We start from the raw sequence: 17,205 nt of genomic DNA, 5'->3' as shown, positions 1-17,205 counted from the left end.
TTCACCCTCCTCCGCCCCATTAGCGGGGTAACCCCGACCCACATAGATGGGATACCGTCTAACTGGGGGAACCCGCACATCTTGGGCTATCCATATGCAAGCCTTTCGGGATACATACCCACATCTGGCATTATGTAAAAACATTAGATGGAGTTATATAAACTTAATACTCTCACTGAAACTGCTTACTACGGCTCCACAACAACGTCAACAATGCTCTCAACGTAATGAAGGGAGCAACAAGGAAAACCGTGAGCGCGCCAAAGTAGTTCCCCTTCCTTCTGGTCTCTTCAAGCGGAGCGACTCCTGAAAAGGGGAGTAACACCCATGACCTTGACGGAACCCTTGTCACGGCGGGGAAGAGGTCAGACACGGGATTATTAACCATTGACCGGAACCAAGTCCGCTTCAGGAAACTCTATAAACTTTCTTATGGAATTAAATAAACATGGACTCCACTGAAGATCTGATTAAGGAGCTGGAAAGTAAGGACAGGGAAATTAAGCATGAAGCTTGGTTGAAGGTTGAGAGACTGGTGGAGTCCGGAGACCTGAAGCTGCTTCTTTCCTTACTTTGCTTCAGGGACCACGGGACGAGGTATAGGGCCTGGAACCTACTAGCTAAGTACCTCCATTCCATTTCCAACGACGAACTTAGAGATAAGGTGAACTGTTTATTAGAGATGTTGAAGGACGATGACGTCAACGTCAGGAGACTGGTCTGGTACTCGACTTTACCGCAGCTCCATCACCTATTGGACCCTGCCAAGGTCAGGGAACTGAAGAGGTACTGCTTGGAAGTCATGGAAGGAGACTGGAAGGAACTACTTGAGGAGACGTGTAGGGACGTGTGAATACTCCGTTGGGACGGACGCGATCTTCCCCTTAAAAGACCAGGTTTGCCGTCCCTTTTATCAAGACTGGATAGGCCTCAAAAAGAATATTATAATTTACCACATATTTACTATTATGATATATAGGGCTAAAGTAGAGGGCGAGGGACTAGCAATAATTGACTTTGATGCTAAAGGTTATGGTGTATATGATGACCACTATAATTTAGTTAGGGCTTTAGCACATAATGGAAAGGTTTACGTAAATGTAGATAAAGGCACAGCGTACATTTATCTTGTTAAAGATAAACCTGACACTCTCCCTGACGACAAAGATTTTCTAGTCCATGACTTTAAAGTAGTGAAATATGAGGAGTGTAAGGACGCAAAGGAGTTACAAGGTTTTGACGGAACGCTAATTAACAGGGAAACCAATACTGCAACCTATTTGTTCACACATAAGGAAATAGGACCGTCATTTTACTTAGAAGTTGATTACACCTATGAAGGAGAGGGAGATAACCTAATAGTAGGCTTTTTAGCGGAAAGTGAGCCCGACTCTAAAACTAACTGTAATGGTCAACTCTTAGGCGGTTGCGAGAAATATTACGCAAAGGGTAGCTACGCTGTGGGTTTTAACCCTATATACTCTCGAAAATTACAAACCCCTAATAGCCCTATAAAAGATATCGTTTTAGTAAATCCTGATGGGAACTGCGAGCTGTTACCTGTTCACGTCAGTGAGGTTAAAGGGAGACATACCTTAAAGGTGGTCTACGACTACGGCTCACTTACTGTCTCTCTTGATATGGCTGGAACGCCTCCTATCTATCTTGGGCCAAACGGTAAGCCTGGCCACATATACGTGGTGGGTAATAGCGGTGCCGCGGGCTCCAGAATAAGAATAAATTCTTTAATCTTATACGACGGTAAATATTTAGGGGTAAAGGAAGTCCAGCAGGTAGGGTTTGAGGAAGTCAGAATCAAAAACTTCAAGGGAATTTCGGAGGGAAGCGTGGATTTAGGGAAAGTTAACGTCATTATAGGAGCTAATAATGCAGGGAAAACTAGCCTCCTCGAAGCCCTTTACTTGTTAGCCTCTGCGGAGCAAAGACCAGCAGGTTTCAACGATTCTATCGAGCTCCTAGCTTATCTTCACGGTATCGAAAATAACGCACAAAAGAGTAGGTCCCTTTTCCACTTCTATAACACTCAACTTCCAGTAGAGATAGAGGGAGGAAAAAGGAGGGTTAAGATAACGTATGAGAACAACGTAATTAAAAAGGTTTTAGAAGGAGATAAGGAGGTCACGGAAGGTGAGCAAAGAGCACTATTCGTAAATTCCTTGTTGCTAAGGAAGTACATTTCATATATCGAAAATAACTGGGAGACAATATCGAACATGACAGACGTAATAAAGGAAGTGATCTCAGATATTAACGAAGTGAACAACGAGGAGTACATACCAACAATAACTTTCGAGCCCTTTGCAGGACAAAACACCTTCTACTTAATGAGATCGGACGGTAAGAGAGTGAGGCTCTTTGACCTGGGGGAAGGACTGCAGATATTCTTGACAGTAAGGCTACTCTATGAGTACTTGAAACCTGGGCTAATACTATGGGACGATATAGAGAGCCATCTAAATCCAAAGCTGTTGGGGCACATAATAGCTTGGTTTGAAAACATACCTGGACAGGTTGTAATCACTACACATAACCTAGCTGTGGCTGAGGACATTATAGAAAATTTTGGTGCAAGGTGTTTGGCAATCGATGTGAAAAATGATGGTAAACTTGTCAAGAAAGAAATAGACAACCTTTCAAAATACCTAAAGTTAAACGTAGACCCTAGAGTGATTGTCAGAGGAGAGACGGTTGGCTAAGGTTAACTTTTTATCTGGAACAGATTATGCGCACCTTTCACGCATATTAAAGGAGCTGAGTCGCCACAAACTTAGGTTGCAGGGGACGAGCGAAATTGGGGAACATACGATAGTTGTTATGGACGGAAGCCTTGACATCAAGATAACATTAGCGCTAATCGCTATTGTTTATACTAAATGTGAAAGGATCATAAACATCATAAAGTCAGCGATAAAAGGTATAGATAATTGGCAAAACGTAATAAGAGGACTGCAAGAGGGAGTGGGAAAAAGGAGCTTGAAGAACGTAATGTTCATAGGAGATATAGATAACCAAGATAAGTATCAAAGGCTGAGGAGCTCACTAGAGCATTATAATGTAACGGAAATAAAACGAGATGAAGTCTTTTACCTTAATTTTGAACTTGAGACGCGCATCATTATAACCTTCAACGGCAATAAAGGAAATAGTCAGTTTACCCAGCACGAGATTGAAGAAGACGTATTTGACTTCCTTAGGGACAAACAAATAATGAACTCATTGGGAAAATTAGGTTTACAGCTACAGAACTTATCTAACGATCCTAAAGAGGCTTACGGATCTATCAAAAAACAGTATGAAAATTTAAGTAGCAAGGATGCATGCAATAGAAAGAAGATAGAAGATTTTGACATGTTAGCAATCCATTATATGCTTACGAATAAAGACATCACCGAGAAAGTGTTTAATAAGCAGATAGCCGCACTTAAGGTATTACTAGGAGATTGAAAGAGACGTCAATACCCATTATGCATCTTTATTATAGTGAAAAAGAACCGCAAGCCTAGCCTTTCAAGGTGGGGTGAAGGTCCTTAAGCTCTTTTTTTCCTAAATTTCTTATGGAGCTCCCTTCTGGTCAACTTCAATACCATGAGTAGCGGGAGCCAACCGTTACTCACGCAATACCAGAGGGGAGTGTGCGCACTTAACTGTTAGAGATAATAGAAATGTTAAACGAATCGACGAGGAAGAATGTTAAAATGGTTAAGCCAGAGTTGCTTATGAACAAGAGACCTTTACAGCAATATTTACCCTCAGTCTTACCTATCACCTTACTCAAGTGTGCAAGGAGAAATATGTCTTCCTTACTAGCTGTAGTAGAAACTTAGTAGAGTTTTAGGACTCCTTGCGTCTAATTGTTACGCTTTCTATTTCTAGGTAATATCCATTCCCATTTTCTAGGAGTAAGATAATAGAAAGAACTACAATACCTTTCAAGGTGGGGTGGAGGTAAGCTGAAGTAGTCCGCAAAATTTTTAAAGCTTCTATTAAGTACATTATAACATGTATATTTCAAGAAAACTCCTTCAAGTCCTTGTCATTCCCGCGCTACTCCTCCAGGCAGGAGTTGTGGATCTGACGCACTCAAATAGTTACCAAGGGGGTCTACCGCTCACCAACGGAAGTGCTATTTCAAGCCTCTAAATCTGGGGTATACATGTCTTCCCTACTATTCCAGGGGTTTTCCTGTGTTGATAATATTAACAAGCCAGGAAATACCTACTCCACTCCTACCGACAAGTTTCCGTCATTAGAGGGCAACTTCGTAAACGGTAGCCTCGCATTAGTTCTCGCTCCAGTTCCAAACAATTATCTGACATTAGCACATGTAGGGCTTGTAATGGCCTATGGCCTTGAATACAACGGGAATGAGACTTATGTGAACGTGATAGGCACTTACAACAATGAAGGAAATTTTGGCCCTACTCAAGGTTGGTCTATTTACCTCTTCCTGACGGAGTCCAGCCAATACCCTTATGGCAACCACTCAATCCCCTATTGGGTTACTCAGGTTATTCCAACAACAAGCAATGAAACAAGCAAGAATTTCCAACTAGGGGAGTTTTTCTTAAGTGGTGAATACACAATTACGCCTACGCCTTTCCCCTACTCCACAACGCCATACATAGTGGTCTACTTCCTACCTGGTTTTTCAGGAAGCGTTTACCTATATATAGTGAACTTAACTTCACCCAAAACCCCACCTAACGTGACCAAGATAGGTCTAGGCTACGGGTTTGAACCGAAACCAGGCGACGCCGTGTTGATGTCCGTGACGTTCTCCCACAACGGAGCACTCAAAGTTTTTACCGAGGACCTGACCACTGGGGAGAACAAAACTTTCGTCTACGATTTGAAGTTCGACCCCTCCCCTGGCGAGTACTGGACTGCCGTTGGAGGGAACACTTCAAATAATGCAGTTAATGGCTAAGGCGCTAACTGGGCAATACTATACTGGGAGATAGAGTTTTTGGGCACACAGTCTACAAGCGTTTCATCGGTGTCCTCTACTGTAACTTTTAACATGAGAACACGTCCACTACGACAAGCGTGGAAACTTCGCCCTCCAGCTCTAAGACTTCACGCTCCCTCTCCATTAACTTTACAACAATGGCAGTAATAGTAGCTGTGTTGGTGATCATTGTAGTGGCGGCTGTAGTCTTCGCAAAGGCGAGAAAGAGGTAGTAAGATCAAGAAGGTGTTTTTTCCTCAACTGAGTAATTGACGTCCTAAATGCTATAGAGGACGAAGTTTTCTTCTCTACAAGCAAAGAGTTTTTCTTCTTCTGGGCCTTGAGCTACCGGTTCTGCGATAGGTTCTATCGCATTAGAGAGTTAGTTCAAGCGCGGTTAGGAAGTTTAGTGGCATTCTAGGGTATTTATACTTGATGTTAGGTCGCTAAACTTTTTACATTTTTTTATAATTTCTCTATCTTTTAAACAGATTTCATAGTCATTTCCATTACTTTGTACTATAACCCCTTTCTCTTCTGCACCTTTAACATTGGTACCACTAACTTTCACTTTCATAAGGATACTATCAAAGTCGTTAGGAGGAATTGGTAAGAATAATATTAACCTCGCCAAATATGGATCCGGGCCATACTCAGCGAATATTCTTAAGATATAGAAATAATTTGGGTTCGAGTTGTTTTGGTTCGGCTTCTGCTGAGTTTTTTGACATACTAAAGAGATAGAGTTGCTAGAAGGATTATTAGGAACTACTTTATATATGTCCATTAGCTCTATCTTATTTGAAGATTTCTTGCTAATTGAGGTAGAATATCTGTACGTGATATCGTTAAATCCTTTTCCTATATCGCTCCATACTTGCCACGGTAACGGCTCGTCCTTTATTTCGTCTTGAAACTTACCTTGTTTACAGACTATTGCCTGCCAATTGTCCCTGTTCTCTTTAAATTCACAGATAGCATAGTTTTTTATCACCTTTTCCGCCTTTTCTAAAGTAAGCAAGCCTACTACGCTTTGTGCTACTAAATTACCCTTCTTATAGCTGACTCTAAGCCTTATCCTTATGGATTGTGAAAAAACCTGACGTTCAATATCATCTTCTATTTTTAACTTAACCATGTCACGGAATAAGAGTATTCTTTGAAGAAATGTCCCTAATACTACTCCTGATAATGTTCCTGCTACCCCTACTATTGATGTTATAATAAGACACATACTTAATGCATATCGTTTGAGTATATTATAAAAGTTTGTGGATGAGGAACTTATTCAATTTAGTGTTGCTGTTTAAACATAACTGACTTTCACCCCGCCTTAAAGAGCGAGGTTTGCCGTTCTTTTTAATCTATCTTCTCTATATCCAGAGCTTTCTTTGCGCTGGTCTGATCAACCGAGTTTAACTTAATATTACGTGGGTAGTCCGTTATTCTAGGATATATTTACGTGGTTTGGCTACTGTTTAAACGTTTATTTCATTAGGGACAGTTTTAAAATATATTTAAGTAAAATAATATCCAGTTAGTTAGGTCTATCTTTCAAAAAAGTCTCAAATCATTCGTATCTATAGAAATTGTCTAAAGTTTACTATGGACACCCATAGAATATATTTAATAAAATGGATCTTCACCGGCAAGTCCAGAAAGTGTAGAAAGTATTTATCTTTACCTAAGAGGTAATTAAAAATCTTTTATCCAGCCATTCAAGGACTAGACGTTTAGAGGTTAATCTCACAGCCTGATCCACGGTTCTAGGCAATACACTGGCTTTGGGACTGTTCATAAATAAATATGGATTCAGCAATAACTTAAAATATGGATTCAACCATTATGGACTACCAGCTTAATTTTAAGTCCATATTTTGGAGAGTAGAAAAACTTTACCCGGACAGGACCATCGTGTCCAGGGTTCTTGACGAGACCAAGACCTTTACTTACGCTACGTTTGCGAACCGCGTTAGGAGACTAGCCTCCCTCCTGTACAGCGAGGAATTGGCTGGTAAACCGGTAGCGTCCATAGCGTGGAATACCTATAGGCACCTGGAGCTCTACTTCGCAGTGCCCCTCACTGGAGGGGTTCTGCACACTGTAAACGTCAGGTTCCACCCAAACGAAGTTGATTACGTAATAGACCAACTACACGACTCCTCAGCCTTCGTGGACCAGGATGTGTACGAGACGGTGAAGCCCAAGGTGAGGACTTTCCTCCTTAACCCCGAGTACGATAAGTTGGTGGACTCTATGAGACCCGTTAAGGGCTTTCCCGACGTAGACGAGAGGAAGGGAGCGGTAAGCTGCTTCACCTCAGGGACTACTGGGAAGCCAAAAGGGGTAGTATATAGTCACAGGAGCGTCTTTATCCATTCCCTTGCCCTCCTCTCCAATGACGTGTTGGGGATATCCGGCAAGGACGTTGTCCTGGACGTGGTACCCATGTTCCACATATCCGGTTGGGATATACCCTTCGCCTCGCTTATGACTGGGGCAAAACTTGTCCTACCTGGGGTGAGACCTAGAGCGAAGGAACTTGTCGACCTCATAAAGGGCGAGGGGGTTACTGTTGCAGCTGGTGCACCCACAGTCTGGATTGACGTCATGAACTACGTCCAAAAGGAGAAGGAGGACTTAGGGAGGCTCAGGACAGCGGTGATGGGGGGAGCAGAACCGCCTAGAGGACTGATGCGTGAAATGAGGAAGCTGGGCATCAGGATCCTCCACGCATGGGGGATGACAGAGACGGAGGCCATAGCCACAGTTAATGGTAAGGATGACCTAGACCAGCTCTCAAAACAGGGGTACCCAATACCAGCCTTCGAGATAGCCCTCCTAGATACCGAGGGGAGGGAGCTACCTTGGGACGGGAGGACCGTAGGTGAACTTGCGGTTAGAGGAGCATTCGTCACTGGGAAGTACTACGGAAGGGAAGAGTCTTTCACATGGTTTAGGACCGGGGACGTGGCCACAATAGATCAAGACGGGAACGTGAAGATAGTCGACAGGATGAAAGACCTCATCAAGAGCGGTGGGGAGTGGATAAGCAGCGTTGACCTAGAGAACGCCATAATGTCCTTCCCCAAGGTCCTCGAGGCTGTGGTCATCGGGGTCCCAGACCCCAAGTGGGGGGAGAGACCTGTAGCCCTAGTGGTTGCCAAGGAAAAGACCTCGCAGGAGGAGATAGTCCAGTACTTGCAGGGACTGAACTCCTTCCCAAAGTGGTGGTTGCCTGACAGGATAATATTCGTGGATTCCATCCCAAAGACGAGTACTGGGAAACTCGATAAAAAGACGGTCAGGGAGGACGTCAAAAAATTCCTACAGAACCCATGAGGGACTCTCCTGAGTCTATGACAATCACCTGTCCGGTCATACCCTCCACCTTCAACATCGATATCACCAGCTGAGCTACATCCCTGGGGTCCAATATCCTCCCAGAGAGGGTGAACTTTTGGGCGTACTCCTCCTCTGTCATGCCCCACACCTTGGGGAGGCTCTCTCCCATCCTCGTCTTTACAAGACCAGGGGCTACAGCGTTGACTCTGATCCTTGGGGCTAGCTCCAGGGCCAGGTACCTGGTCAAGGTTATGACAGCTCCCTTCATGGCCCCGTAGATGGAAAGCCCTTTAAATGGAAGGATACCAGCTAGGGAAGCCACGTTCAATATCTCCCCACCGTCAGATATCCTTGACGCTCCCGCCTTCGAGCAGTAAAGGACCGATTTAAAGTCTGTCTGGAAATGTTTCTCCATTATCTTTTCGTCAACCTCTGCTATGGGGGAATATATCCCAACCCCTGCGTTGTTTATCAACACGTCCACCTTACCTAAGCTATTCTCAGTCTGGTGGAATATATCATTACACCCGTTCTCCGAGGAGACGTCAGCCAGAACCCCTATAGCCTCACCTCCTGTCTCCCTGATTTCCTGGACGGTTTTTTCCATCTCCTCCCTCCCTTTCTTGGCGTTGATAACCAGCTTAGCTCCTTCAGTAGCAGCTACAAGGGCTATCTCCTTCCCAATACCCCTCCCTGAACCCGTAACCACGACCACTTTTCCCTTCAGGTTGTACATGGTGGATACTACGAAAAGGAAGCTTATTAAGTTTCACTTGGACTGTGAGGGCTTTTCCTTCTGAAACGCGATAGAAAAACTTGCACAACAAGGGAGCTCCTCACTTCCCCGAAACAGCTTCCATAATCTCATACCGTTCAACTAGAAAAAGAAAGTCTTACCTGTAAAGAACTCTTGGCTTGGGGATTTATCCTTATAACTGAGTACTATATTTAGGCTAGTCTGTAGCCTCGTTCACCTCCTCCAACCTGACCTTTACGGTCTTAGGTAAGGCAAAAACGGTCACAATGGCCATTATTACCGCTGGAATCCAAGGGATCACCCACGCTCCCACGTTACCCAGAACCGAGATCAATGGGAATAGCGCCAGGAGTCCTATGGCTCCCCCCAGATGTCCCACCCCGTCTGCTATGGAATAACCAGTGGCCCTAGCGTGCGTTGGAAAGTTTTCACTACACAGTAAATAGTACACATTAAACCACCCTACTCCCACAAGCTCAGCTATGAAGGCTCCAAGGAAGAAGGTCGGAATACTCCTAGCTATACCACCAAGTGCCATGATACCCGAACCTATCATGAACATCACTACTCCGAATATGGTCATGTACCTTCTGTCAAACCTATCAATAATAAACCTGAGCAGTATAGCACCTAGGAAAGCTCCTATTCCTGCTAAACCGAAATAAAATATCGTGGACGATAGCAGTGAACCGGTGTAGCCTAGAATGTCCTTTGCCCACGTTTCAGGCAAGACTAGAAAAGGATAATCCATGAAGTAAATGGTGAACATCAGTAGGAAAAGGACTATCAGCCTCTTCAAGTACTTTGGCTTCGCCAAGGTCTTGAAGGGGTTCTCCTTGGCTACCCCGTACATCTTTACGTTGGGCTCAGGTAAGGAGTTTAGCTTAGCCCTCCGCATAGAAGTCTCCTCCATCACCTTGCACAGGCTATCAGCTTTGTCAAAATTGCCCTTGGCCGCCAAGAACCTTACGGTCTCTGGTGCATAGGCCCTTATGGCAAGGGCTAGTCCCGCAAGGATCCCCCCAACCACAAAGATCACTCTCCATCCAACCACTGGGATTGACGTGACGATGAGGGCAGCGATGAAAGGCCCTATTCCAATTCCAGCCCAACCTCCTATGAAAGCCAGGTTAGTGTACTGTCCTCTCTTTGAGGCGGGGGACATCTCAGCCATGTAGGTCATCACTAGTACGAGGTCAGCACCTATGGCCATTCCAGTTATAAATCTGAAAACAGCAAGCATGGGATAGTTGACTGAGAGGGCGTCCCCGAAACTCCCTATGGCAGTCAGGAGGGCTGTAAACATCAGGGTCGGTCTCCTTCCCACTATGTCAGCAATGTAGGAAAAGATAGGCGCTCCGACAACGTAACCGAAGAGGCCCAGAGAGGCTATGAGCGATGCCTGACCCGCTGTGACCACGAAGGGTATGTAGGGAAGAGCGAAACCCACGTTTATCACGTCGTAGAGGGTTATGAAAAATGAGAACCCCATTGCCCATATCAACGCGTAGGTCAACCCCCACGTGGGTAGCCTGTCTACCCTAGCTACGTACCAGTCTGGAGACTGTTTTAAATTGGAAGAGTCTGCCATTATAGTTTCATAAACCAATCAACTATATAAATATATCTTAACAAAAGCGTTATCCTCTAGTTTTTAATTTCAATTTAACGTTACGATTCATAAAACTGAGGAAGTGGTCACCTATATTCACTTAAGGTTAGAAGTTCATGCTTCCCGCAGGTGTCCACCCCTTAACATTTCCAGCATAGCTCTGATTATTTTCCTTTCACCGCTCCTTAGATCGTGGATGACCGAGTTCTTGGGTTTCTTCAACCTCATTGACAAGTCCCTTAGACTGGCCCCCCTTGGAAAGTTATAGTATCCCATTTCAAGTGCTGTGGTCAGAGTCTTCAGCTCGTTCTCGGTAAGCTTTTCATAGTGATAGTCTTCGACAGACACATCCCTAATTTTTGCCACTCCCTCCAACTCCTTAACCACGTCCCTGACCTGATACTCGTAAGCCAGGAAGTTCCACATTTCGTTTCCGTGGACAATGGTCGGTTCCAGTAGTAATATATTGTGGAAGTTAAGGATGGAGAAAATCGAGTTATGATAGGAAAGAGTCATGTCAACAAGGACCTTATTCCCCTCTAGATAGTTCACGTTGCGTATCTCCTCTATCCTGGTTTTTACGTCGAGTTTCTTGAGGACAGTAAACCCCCTTTGGTCACCCAAAACCAAGTCCCTGTATATCCTCCCGTTCGTCTTATGGGCTATGACTTCCATTCTATCGCTCAGGTAACTCGTCCAGCACCCCTCATGGAGGAGATTTACTGAAACCAGTTTTAGAGGATATTTGGAATACATAGGTATATATTATTTTCAACAATAATAAACCTTAAATAGGTCAATAACGATGGTGACGCGGTTAATGTTTTTAACGGGATTCCGTGAGTCCCTTAAATAGTTCCTGAGGGTGCCATAGATCCTCTGACCTCTCCCTCGCCTTAAAGGACAAAGTCTGAATCTCTTCTATCAACGGTTGTGTACATAGGAAAAGTCTGGGATATGAGGCAGAGAGACCGTGATGCGCGTTCGATGAGTTCCTCGACCTCTTGAACAACCTATGGATAGGAAAATTAATTATCCTAATAAGTGATAGTGAACATATGAGGACAAAAGGCGAATTTATTGAGTCGTTGAGGGATAAAAGAAAAGTTTATTATAGGGGAAAGTTAGTCGACGTTACTGTCCATCCTACGCTGAGGGTAGCTGTAAAACATGCCTCGAAGCTCTTCGAGTACGGAGAGAGGATCTCGGAGGGTAGGGTTAGTAAGTTCTTCACAGTCCCCAGGAACTCACGTGACTTACTAGACAGACACGAGCTTATATATGGCCTCACCATGTACTGTAACGGAGTTTTCAACATCTCCCAGGCGATAGGTACAGACGCTTTATTCGCCCTCATGGTCGCTACCAGGAAGCTAGACAGAGAGGTAGGGACTGACTACTTCAAGAGGTTATCATCCTACTTCGACTACGTGTCCAGGAACGACCTTACCATGGCCACAGCCCAGACGGACGTAAAGGGAAATAGGTCCAAGAGGCCTGGGGATCAAGAGGATCCAGATATGTACTTAAGGGTCACAGAGGTCAATGAAAAGGGGATAAGGGTAAGGGGTGCCAAAGCCCACACCACGCAAGGGGCAGTCTCCAACGAGATAATTGTTATACCGACTAGGGCCATGAGAGAGGGAGAAGGTGAGTACTCAATTGCCTTCGCAGTTCCAGCTGACGCTGAGGGACTGAAAATGTATGTGAGACCCATAGACGAGCTGGAGGGTAACTCCTCGTCAGTTCTGTCCAGGGAGGACTACGAGTTGGAGACCCTTACCGTCTTCCAGGACGTTTTCGTACCGTGGGACAGGGTGTTCCTCTTTAAGGAGACTAAGTATAGCGGAATAGTGGCGAGTTTATTCGCAACGTTCCATAGGTTCACTGCAGTCTCGTATAGGATAGCCACCTCAAACCTTTTCTTGGGTGCGTCAAGGTTAATGGCGTTAGCCAACGGAATTCTGAACGAGAAGCAGGTTAGGGACGAAATAGTGGACATAGTAATGTACAAGGAAGTCATGAAAGCAACAGCCATCGCCGCAGCCATGAATCCCATAGTGGATGAGGAAGTGGCTATACCCAATCCCACTTTCACTAACGTGGGAAAACTCTATTCCAACGCCCATTTCCACGACATAGTTAGGGACCTTATAGACATATCTGGGGGTATAATAAGTACTATGCCCTCGGAGGAGGATCTGTCTAGCCCTGAGGGAGAGGTTATATCTAAGTATCTTAGAGGCGCAGTGGACGGAAAGGAGAGGGTCAAGCTTCTGAAGATAGCTAAGGAACTTGGATCCAGTCACCTGACCGGTTACCTTCTCACCCTCATGGTGCATGCTGAAGGGTCCATGGAGGCGAGTAAAATAGAGCTATCTAGAAGTTACAACTATAAGGACGCCGAGGATTTAGTGCGTAGGTTGACAGAGCAGGAGGGCTGAAATGAACGTGGTTTACGAGAACGTTGGGGTTTTCGCGAAACCATCCAATCCAGCTAGGTTACCTGCTCTTTATATACTCATATAATTTATATAAATTAAATCAAAATGACCTCGGTAGCTTAAGTACGTTATGGGCAATATCAGCTAAGATCAAGTTTTTGGATATTGGAGCAACGAGGAAGAGCCTAGTCTCCCTAACCTTCCTCTCAATACCCAAGTCCCGCGCATACCCCAGCCCCCCGTAAACGTCCATAGCCACATTCCCAGCGTACCAGGCAGCTTCGGTAGCCTTAAATTTGGCGATGTTGGCGAAGGTACCTATTGATCTCTCATCGGAACTGGTTTCATAGAGGTCCAGTGCCTGCTTCAAGGTAGTTGAGGAAGTCATGAGCTCCATGTAAGCCTGGGCCAGTGGGAATTGGACTCCCTGATTCTGGCCTATAGGCCTTCCGAACACCCTTCTCTCCCGGGAGTAGTCCACAGCCCTCTCCAAGAAGTACTCCGTGTTCCCTACCATCTCTGCAGCTATCATTATCCTCTCCGCGTTTAAGCACCTCAACAGGCACTTAAACCCATCGTTCTCCTTCCCCAGCAGGTCCTTCCGTGTTACTTCCAAGTTGTTGATGTAGAGCTCATAGGCGTCGGTGTTGGACATGGTCCTTATTCTCCTCATTTCAACTTGTCCCTTCAGTTGCCTCATGTCAACTAGGAACATGGAGATCCCTTCGGTTTTCCTCTCCTCGTTGTAAGGCTTAGTTCTAGCTACCAGCACTAAGAAGTCAGTCCTGTCCACCCTTGAGATGAATACCTTTCGACCGTTTATTACGTACCTGTCCCCTCTCTCTTCCGCGAAGGTCGTTATCCTCGTACTCTCAGACCCAGCCTCAGGTTCGGTCAAGGCTAAGCTCAAGACCAGCAAGTTATCTCTGACCATCTCGGGGAATATCCTTTCCTTGAGCTCCTGGGAGGCGCACTTATTTAGGAGGGCTAGGTTGTAATACTGCCCGTGAACGAAGTAGGAGTTCCCTCCAAGCCTGTTAATCTCCCTGAGGATCAGGGAAGCCTCCTTCGTACCGAGCCCAGCGCCCCCAAATTCCTTTGGGATGAGGATGGAGCCGAAGCCACTTCCCACGAACTCCTTGAAGAACTCCTGGGGGAACTCCTCCTTGCTGTCCATCTCGTTCCAATAGCCCACGTTATACTTCTCCATGAGGCTGTCCACCGAGGAGAGTAGCAGGTCTACCTCCTCCGAGTGTCCTATGACCTCCAGGACCTCCTTCAAGCTATCACGCCCCAGATCCTCGACATCTCCACCAGGTCGTGCCCCTCATGTCCCTTTAACTTCACCTTCTCGTGATACTTCAGGAGGCTGTCCTTGAACGTTGGGTGAGCGCACTTCTCTATCAAGAGCTCAGCCCTCTCGGACGGGGAGAGACCCCTTAGGTCTGCATATCCCTGGTCCGTCACTACCACATCAACGTAGTGTTCTGGTATGTCCACGTGGCTTACCATGGGGGATACCCTAGATACCCTTCCGTTAGATGTCGTAGAAGGGAGGGCTATCACGGTCAGATACGCGTTGGGAGCGAAGTCCACTGACCCTCCAACTCCGTTATATACCTTCCCACCGATGTGGGATACGTTAACGTTTCCGTAAATGTCGACCTCTATTGCTTGGAGGATGGACACTAGCTCCAGTCTCTGGATCACCTCAGGGTTGTTGGTGACCTCTTGCCCCCTTATGGTGAGGTCCTTGAACATGGAGAAGGCCTGATAGAACTCCTCCAAGTACCTTTCCTCCCCGTGGAGGGCGAAGAGGGCTGAAGAGGTTATACTGTCCACCTTTTCTCCCAACAAAAATGCCCATTTCACGGGTAGAGTCTCAGCCCAGATGCTCACCCTCATATCTCTCTCCTGGACCTCAGTGGACATGGCGCTGGATAACGACCCCGCACCTGGCTGAATCACAAACCTTGATCTCTCGTAGAGCTCTCTCGTGTGTCCCTTGCCTATCTCCTGGACCAGGAAGTCCATTAAGTTTCTTGACACCCTCTCCTCAGCAACCGAAGGGGTTTTATAGGCACCTGAGGAGCTCTCCTTAGAGTCGGAGATGACTACCCCTGATATCTTATCCTTAGGGATCCTAATCTTTGGGGACCCTATCCTGTCTCTGACACGGGTTAGGGAAATTGGCCCGTCCACGTCCACTACGTCGTGGATACCTTCAAGGTCAGGCTTGGACACGTTAACCTCCACTACGACCTTTCTAGCTACCTTCAAGAAGGACGTGGAGGAGTCCAAGGAGAGGGACGGAGTGACCCTACACTGGTCATCTATGGCAGTCCCCTCTATCACGGCTAGATCGATACTGAACGAACCGTTTCTGACCATTCTGTTGAACTTGTACAGTCCGTAGTCGAAAAACCTTAAGGACAGTGAGTTGGCCATGTCCCTGTGGACTCCCCCACTCAGAAAGGGATACCTGGCCTTAAAAGAACCCGAGACTTCGGATATGCTCTCCTCAAATGACTCCGAGGTCGCGCCTCCAGTGAGGAGAGTAATGGAGTAATCTCCTCCCCTTAACAACTCCTTTAGAACCTTGGGAAAGACCTTGGGTAAGGAGGAACCAGACATTCCACCTACTGCTATCACACCGTTTGTCGGTATGAGAGCCCTCAAGGTCTCCAGGAGGTCCCCGGAAGAGTCGGGGGAACACCTCACTCTTTCCATATTTTCACCCAAGGGGAAAATCCCTTTCTGTAAATCTCGAGTTCCCTCACAAAACTTCCAACTTCCTTGGAGAAGTTGTCCTTGAATACGGTGGTCTTCGCCCTGACTATTCCCGTGGTCTCCAGAGGTTCCGCGCCCAATATTTCAGTCTTGGCGTGGAGTGTGTCACCATCGAAGACGGGGGAAGTGAGCTTAAGTTCCCTGATGCCTAGGTCCCTAGCCAAGTTTACTCCAAGTTCCGTGGAGGAAATTCCGCACGCTATCCCCACGACGAGGGGTCCCTGTACTACGGGTTCGCCGTATTCGTGAAAGAGCATGTACTCGCTGTCGAAATGTAGAGTTGCCACGTTCATGGAGACAACAGTGCTCAACAGATTATCGTATTGATAGACTGTCCTACCAATTCTGTGTATCATGACCTGACCAGGGGAGAAGTCCTCTAGGAACCTCCCCCACCAACCTGGATGGGAAGGAGACAGCTCCTGAGAGGCTATGGGGTCTCTCCTGTAGTCCTTATTTTCCCTATTTTTGGTTACAAGGTCTCTGGCCTCTAGGTACTTTATCCAGGGGGACTCCTGCCTTTTGTAAATGAGGTTGCTCCTCTTGGTCTCGTACACAATCTCTCCCTTCTGATTGAAAGCCCTAACTACCCAGCTAACTACGCCGACGTTGGGTCTCTTAGACTCCCTTTTGGTCACAACCTCCGATTCCACGCATAGGGTATCCCCAGGGAAGACAGGTGCGTGTAGCTTTTCGTAGTCTACCCCAAGGAACGCCATAGTGTTTAGGCTCGTGTCCCTAGTGGAGAGACCAACCACCAGGGAGTGAACGAATCTAGGATTTATTGAGATCCTCCCCGTGCTAGTCAGGGACGCGTAGGTCTCGTCTAGGTATAGGGGAGTATAGTCCAAGGTTAGCGCAGACCACAGCACGTTATCGTACTGAGAGACAGTACGGCAAGGCCTGTGTTTGATTTTCATTCCTATTTCAAAGTCCTCAAAAAAGGGACCGAAGGCTCCAAATACCACAATGTCACCCATCTCTATTAAGTAATGAAAATTATAAACTATTCTAGACAGAGCATTCTCTACGTATGAAGGAACTACCACGCAGACGTTAACCCTGACCCTATACTGATGGGAAAAAGTAATAAACCGGCTCCTAGGTTTCCTAATTTTGATGGAACCAACTTACTGCACGTGAAGGTATCTGCAAGAAGCAATGAAATCGGTTTCCTTGTTGCGATGATCCGGAGCGTAACCAGGTTAAAGCAGGAAAACCTTCCCTGCCAGTCTATCCATGTGTAACTCTACCCATGTTAAGGATCACCATCGTATCAACACGCTCT

General features: G+C 46.1%; 15 protein-coding genes. 8 read left to right on the top strand and 7 right to left on the bottom strand.

Translation table 11 applies throughout. The annotated features are described in order from the left end of the window. The first annotated feature begins 448 nt into the window (after positions 1 to 448). The 6 genes from GWK48_RS10870 (at position 449) to GWK48_RS11720 (ending at position 5,202) form a co-directional block, all read left to right on the top strand. On the top strand, positions 449 to 853 hold the full coding sequence (locus GWK48_RS10870) for a hypothetical protein (RefSeq protein WP_174632204.1): 405 nt from the start codon (positions 449 to 451) through the stop codon (positions 851 to 853). A gap of 115 nt (positions 854 to 968) precedes the next feature. Then, entirely contained in the window at positions 969 to 2,717 is a 1,749-nt protein-coding gene (locus GWK48_RS10865) for an AAA family ATPase (RefSeq protein WP_174632202.1), read from the top strand. Continuing rightward, positions 2,710 to 3,465, top strand: a complete 756-nt coding sequence (locus GWK48_RS10860; protein WP_174632200.1) for a hypothetical protein — start codon at positions 2,710 to 2,712, stop codon at positions 3,463 to 3,465. Before GWK48_RS10865 ends, GWK48_RS10860 begins: the two co-directional genes overlap by 8 nt. 555 nt (positions 3,466 to 4,020) lie before the next feature. Continuing rightward, positions 4,021 to 4,161, top strand: coding sequence for a hypothetical protein (locus GWK48_RS10855; RefSeq protein ID WP_174632198.1), 141 nt, complete (start codon positions 4,021 to 4,023; stop codon positions 4,159 to 4,161). 13 nt (positions 4,162 to 4,174) lie between these two features. Next, a complete protein-coding gene (locus GWK48_RS10850) occupies positions 4,175 to 4,948 on the top strand; it encodes a hypothetical protein (RefSeq protein ID WP_174632196.1) in 774 nt (257 codons plus the stop codon). A 119-nt stretch (positions 4,949 to 5,067) separates the two neighbouring features. Further along, on the top strand, positions 5,068 to 5,202 hold the full coding sequence (locus GWK48_RS11720; protein ID WP_281359970.1) for a hypothetical protein: 135 nt from the start codon (positions 5,068 to 5,070) through the stop codon (positions 5,200 to 5,202). A 173-nt stretch (positions 5,203 to 5,375) separates the two neighbouring features. On the opposite strand, the gene GWK48_RS10845 is transcribed toward GWK48_RS11720, so the two are convergent. Then, a complete protein-coding gene (locus GWK48_RS10845; RefSeq protein ID WP_174632195.1) occupies positions 5,376 to 6,203 on the bottom strand; it encodes a hypothetical protein in 828 nt (275 codons plus the stop codon). 596 nt (positions 6,204 to 6,799) lie between these two features. Between GWK48_RS10845 and GWK48_RS10840 the strand changes: the two genes are divergently transcribed. Continuing rightward, positions 6,800 to 8,311 (top strand): AMP-binding protein, encoded by a 1,512-nt coding sequence (locus GWK48_RS10840; protein ID WP_174632193.1) that lies wholly within the window; start codon positions 6,800 to 6,802, stop codon positions 8,309 to 8,311. Here the strand turns inward: GWK48_RS10840 and GWK48_RS10835 are convergent. The 3 genes from GWK48_RS10835 to GWK48_RS10825 all read right to left on the bottom strand — a co-directional run bounded on the left by GWK48_RS10835 (position 8,286) and on the right by GWK48_RS10825 (position 11,439). Further along, positions 8,286 to 9,050 (bottom strand): SDR family NAD(P)-dependent oxidoreductase, encoded by a 765-nt coding sequence (locus tag GWK48_RS10835; RefSeq protein WP_174632191.1) that lies wholly within the window; start codon positions 9,048 to 9,050, stop codon positions 8,286 to 8,288. The genes GWK48_RS10840 and GWK48_RS10835 overlap by 26 nt on opposite strands. A 217-nt stretch (positions 9,051 to 9,267) precedes the next feature. Then, positions 9,268 to 10,662, bottom strand: a complete 1,395-nt coding sequence (locus GWK48_RS10830) for an MFS transporter (RefSeq protein ID WP_174632189.1) — start codon at positions 10,660 to 10,662, stop codon at positions 9,268 to 9,270. Positions 10,663 to 10,797: 135 nt separating this feature from the next. Further along, positions 10,798 to 11,439 carry a helix-turn-helix domain-containing protein gene (locus GWK48_RS10825; protein WP_174632187.1) on the bottom strand — a complete coding sequence of 214 codons (642 nt, stop codon included), beginning with the start codon at positions 11,437 to 11,439 and terminating at the stop codon, positions 10,798 to 10,800. Between the two features lie 302 nt (positions 11,440 to 11,741). Here GWK48_RS10825 and GWK48_RS10820 point away from each other — a divergent pair, with 302 nt between their 5' ends. Continuing rightward, the gene (locus GWK48_RS10820) at positions 11,742 to 13,127 is read left to right on the top strand and encodes a 4-hydroxyphenylacetate 3-hydroxylase N-terminal domain-containing protein (RefSeq protein WP_174632185.1); all 1,386 of its coding nucleotides are present in this window, start codon (positions 11,742 to 11,744) and stop codon (positions 13,125 to 13,127) included. 100 nt (positions 13,128 to 13,227) lie between these two features. On the opposite strand, the gene GWK48_RS10815 is transcribed toward GWK48_RS10820, so the two are convergent. From GWK48_RS10815 to GWK48_RS10805, 3 genes are read right to left on the bottom strand one after another with little or no spacing between them, the layout of a single operon-like run. Then, positions 13,228 to 14,409, bottom strand: coding sequence for an acyl-CoA dehydrogenase family protein (locus tag GWK48_RS10815; protein ID WP_246263820.1), 1,182 nt, complete (start codon positions 14,407 to 14,409; stop codon positions 13,228 to 13,230). Then, positions 14,406 to 15,857, bottom strand: coding sequence for an acetyl-CoA hydrolase/transferase C-terminal domain-containing protein (locus GWK48_RS10810; RefSeq protein ID WP_174632183.1), 1,452 nt, complete (start codon positions 15,855 to 15,857; stop codon positions 14,406 to 14,408). The genes GWK48_RS10815 and GWK48_RS10810 overlap by 4 nt, the downstream gene beginning before the upstream one ends. Beyond that, positions 15,845 to 16,966 (bottom strand): MaoC family dehydratase, encoded by a 1,122-nt coding sequence (locus tag GWK48_RS10805; protein ID WP_246263819.1) that lies wholly within the window; start codon positions 16,964 to 16,966, stop codon positions 15,845 to 15,847. The genes GWK48_RS10810 and GWK48_RS10805 overlap by 13 nt, the downstream gene beginning before the upstream one ends. Positions 16,967 to 17,205 lie beyond the last annotated feature (239 nt).

The sequence above is a fragment of the Metallosphaera tengchongensis genome (assembly GCF_013343295.1).
Lineage (GTDB): Archaea > Thermoproteota > Thermoprotei_A > Sulfolobales > Sulfolobaceae > Metallosphaera > Metallosphaera tengchongensis.
Note: the sequence above shows the minus strand (reverse complement) of the source record. Positions and strands in the feature narration are given on the sequence as shown.

Coding starts and splice junctions, on each gene's coding strand:
- GWK48_RS10825 (WP_174632187.1), bottom strand. CDS start 11,439: ATGTATTCCAAATATCCTCTAAAACTGGTTTCAGTAAATCTCCTCCAT.
- GWK48_RS10835 (WP_174632191.1), bottom strand. CDS start 9,050: ATGTACAACCTGAAGGGAAAAGTGGTCGTGGTTACGGGTTCAGGGAGG.
- GWK48_RS10850 (WP_174632196.1), top strand. CDS start 4,175: ATGTCTTCCCTACTATTCCAGGGGTTTTCCTGTGTTGATAATATTAAC.
- GWK48_RS10845 (WP_174632195.1), bottom strand. CDS start 6,203: ATGTGTCTTATTATAACATCAATAGTAGGGGTAGCAGGAACATTATCA.
- GWK48_RS10820 (WP_174632185.1), top strand. CDS start 11,742: ATGAGGACAAAAGGCGAATTTATTGAGTCGTTGAGGGATAAAAGAAAA.
- GWK48_RS10870 (WP_174632204.1), top strand. CDS start 449: ATGGACTCCACTGAAGATCTGATTAAGGAGCTGGAAAGTAAGGACAGG.
- GWK48_RS10865 (WP_174632202.1), top strand. CDS start 969: ATGATATATAGGGCTAAAGTAGAGGGCGAGGGACTAGCAATAATTGAC.
- GWK48_RS10855 (WP_174632198.1), top strand. CDS start 4,021: ATGTATATTTCAAGAAAACTCCTTCAAGTCCTTGTCATTCCCGCGCTA.
- GWK48_RS10810 (WP_174632183.1), bottom strand. CDS start 15,857: ATGGAAAGAGTGAGGTGTTCCCCCGACTCTTCCGGGGACCTCCTGGAG.
- GWK48_RS10840 (WP_174632193.1), top strand. CDS start 6,800: ATGGATTCAACCATTATGGACTACCAGCTTAATTTTAAGTCCATATTT.
- GWK48_RS10830 (WP_174632189.1), bottom strand. CDS start 10,662: ATGGCAGACTCTTCCAATTTAAAACAGTCTCCAGACTGGTACGTAGCT.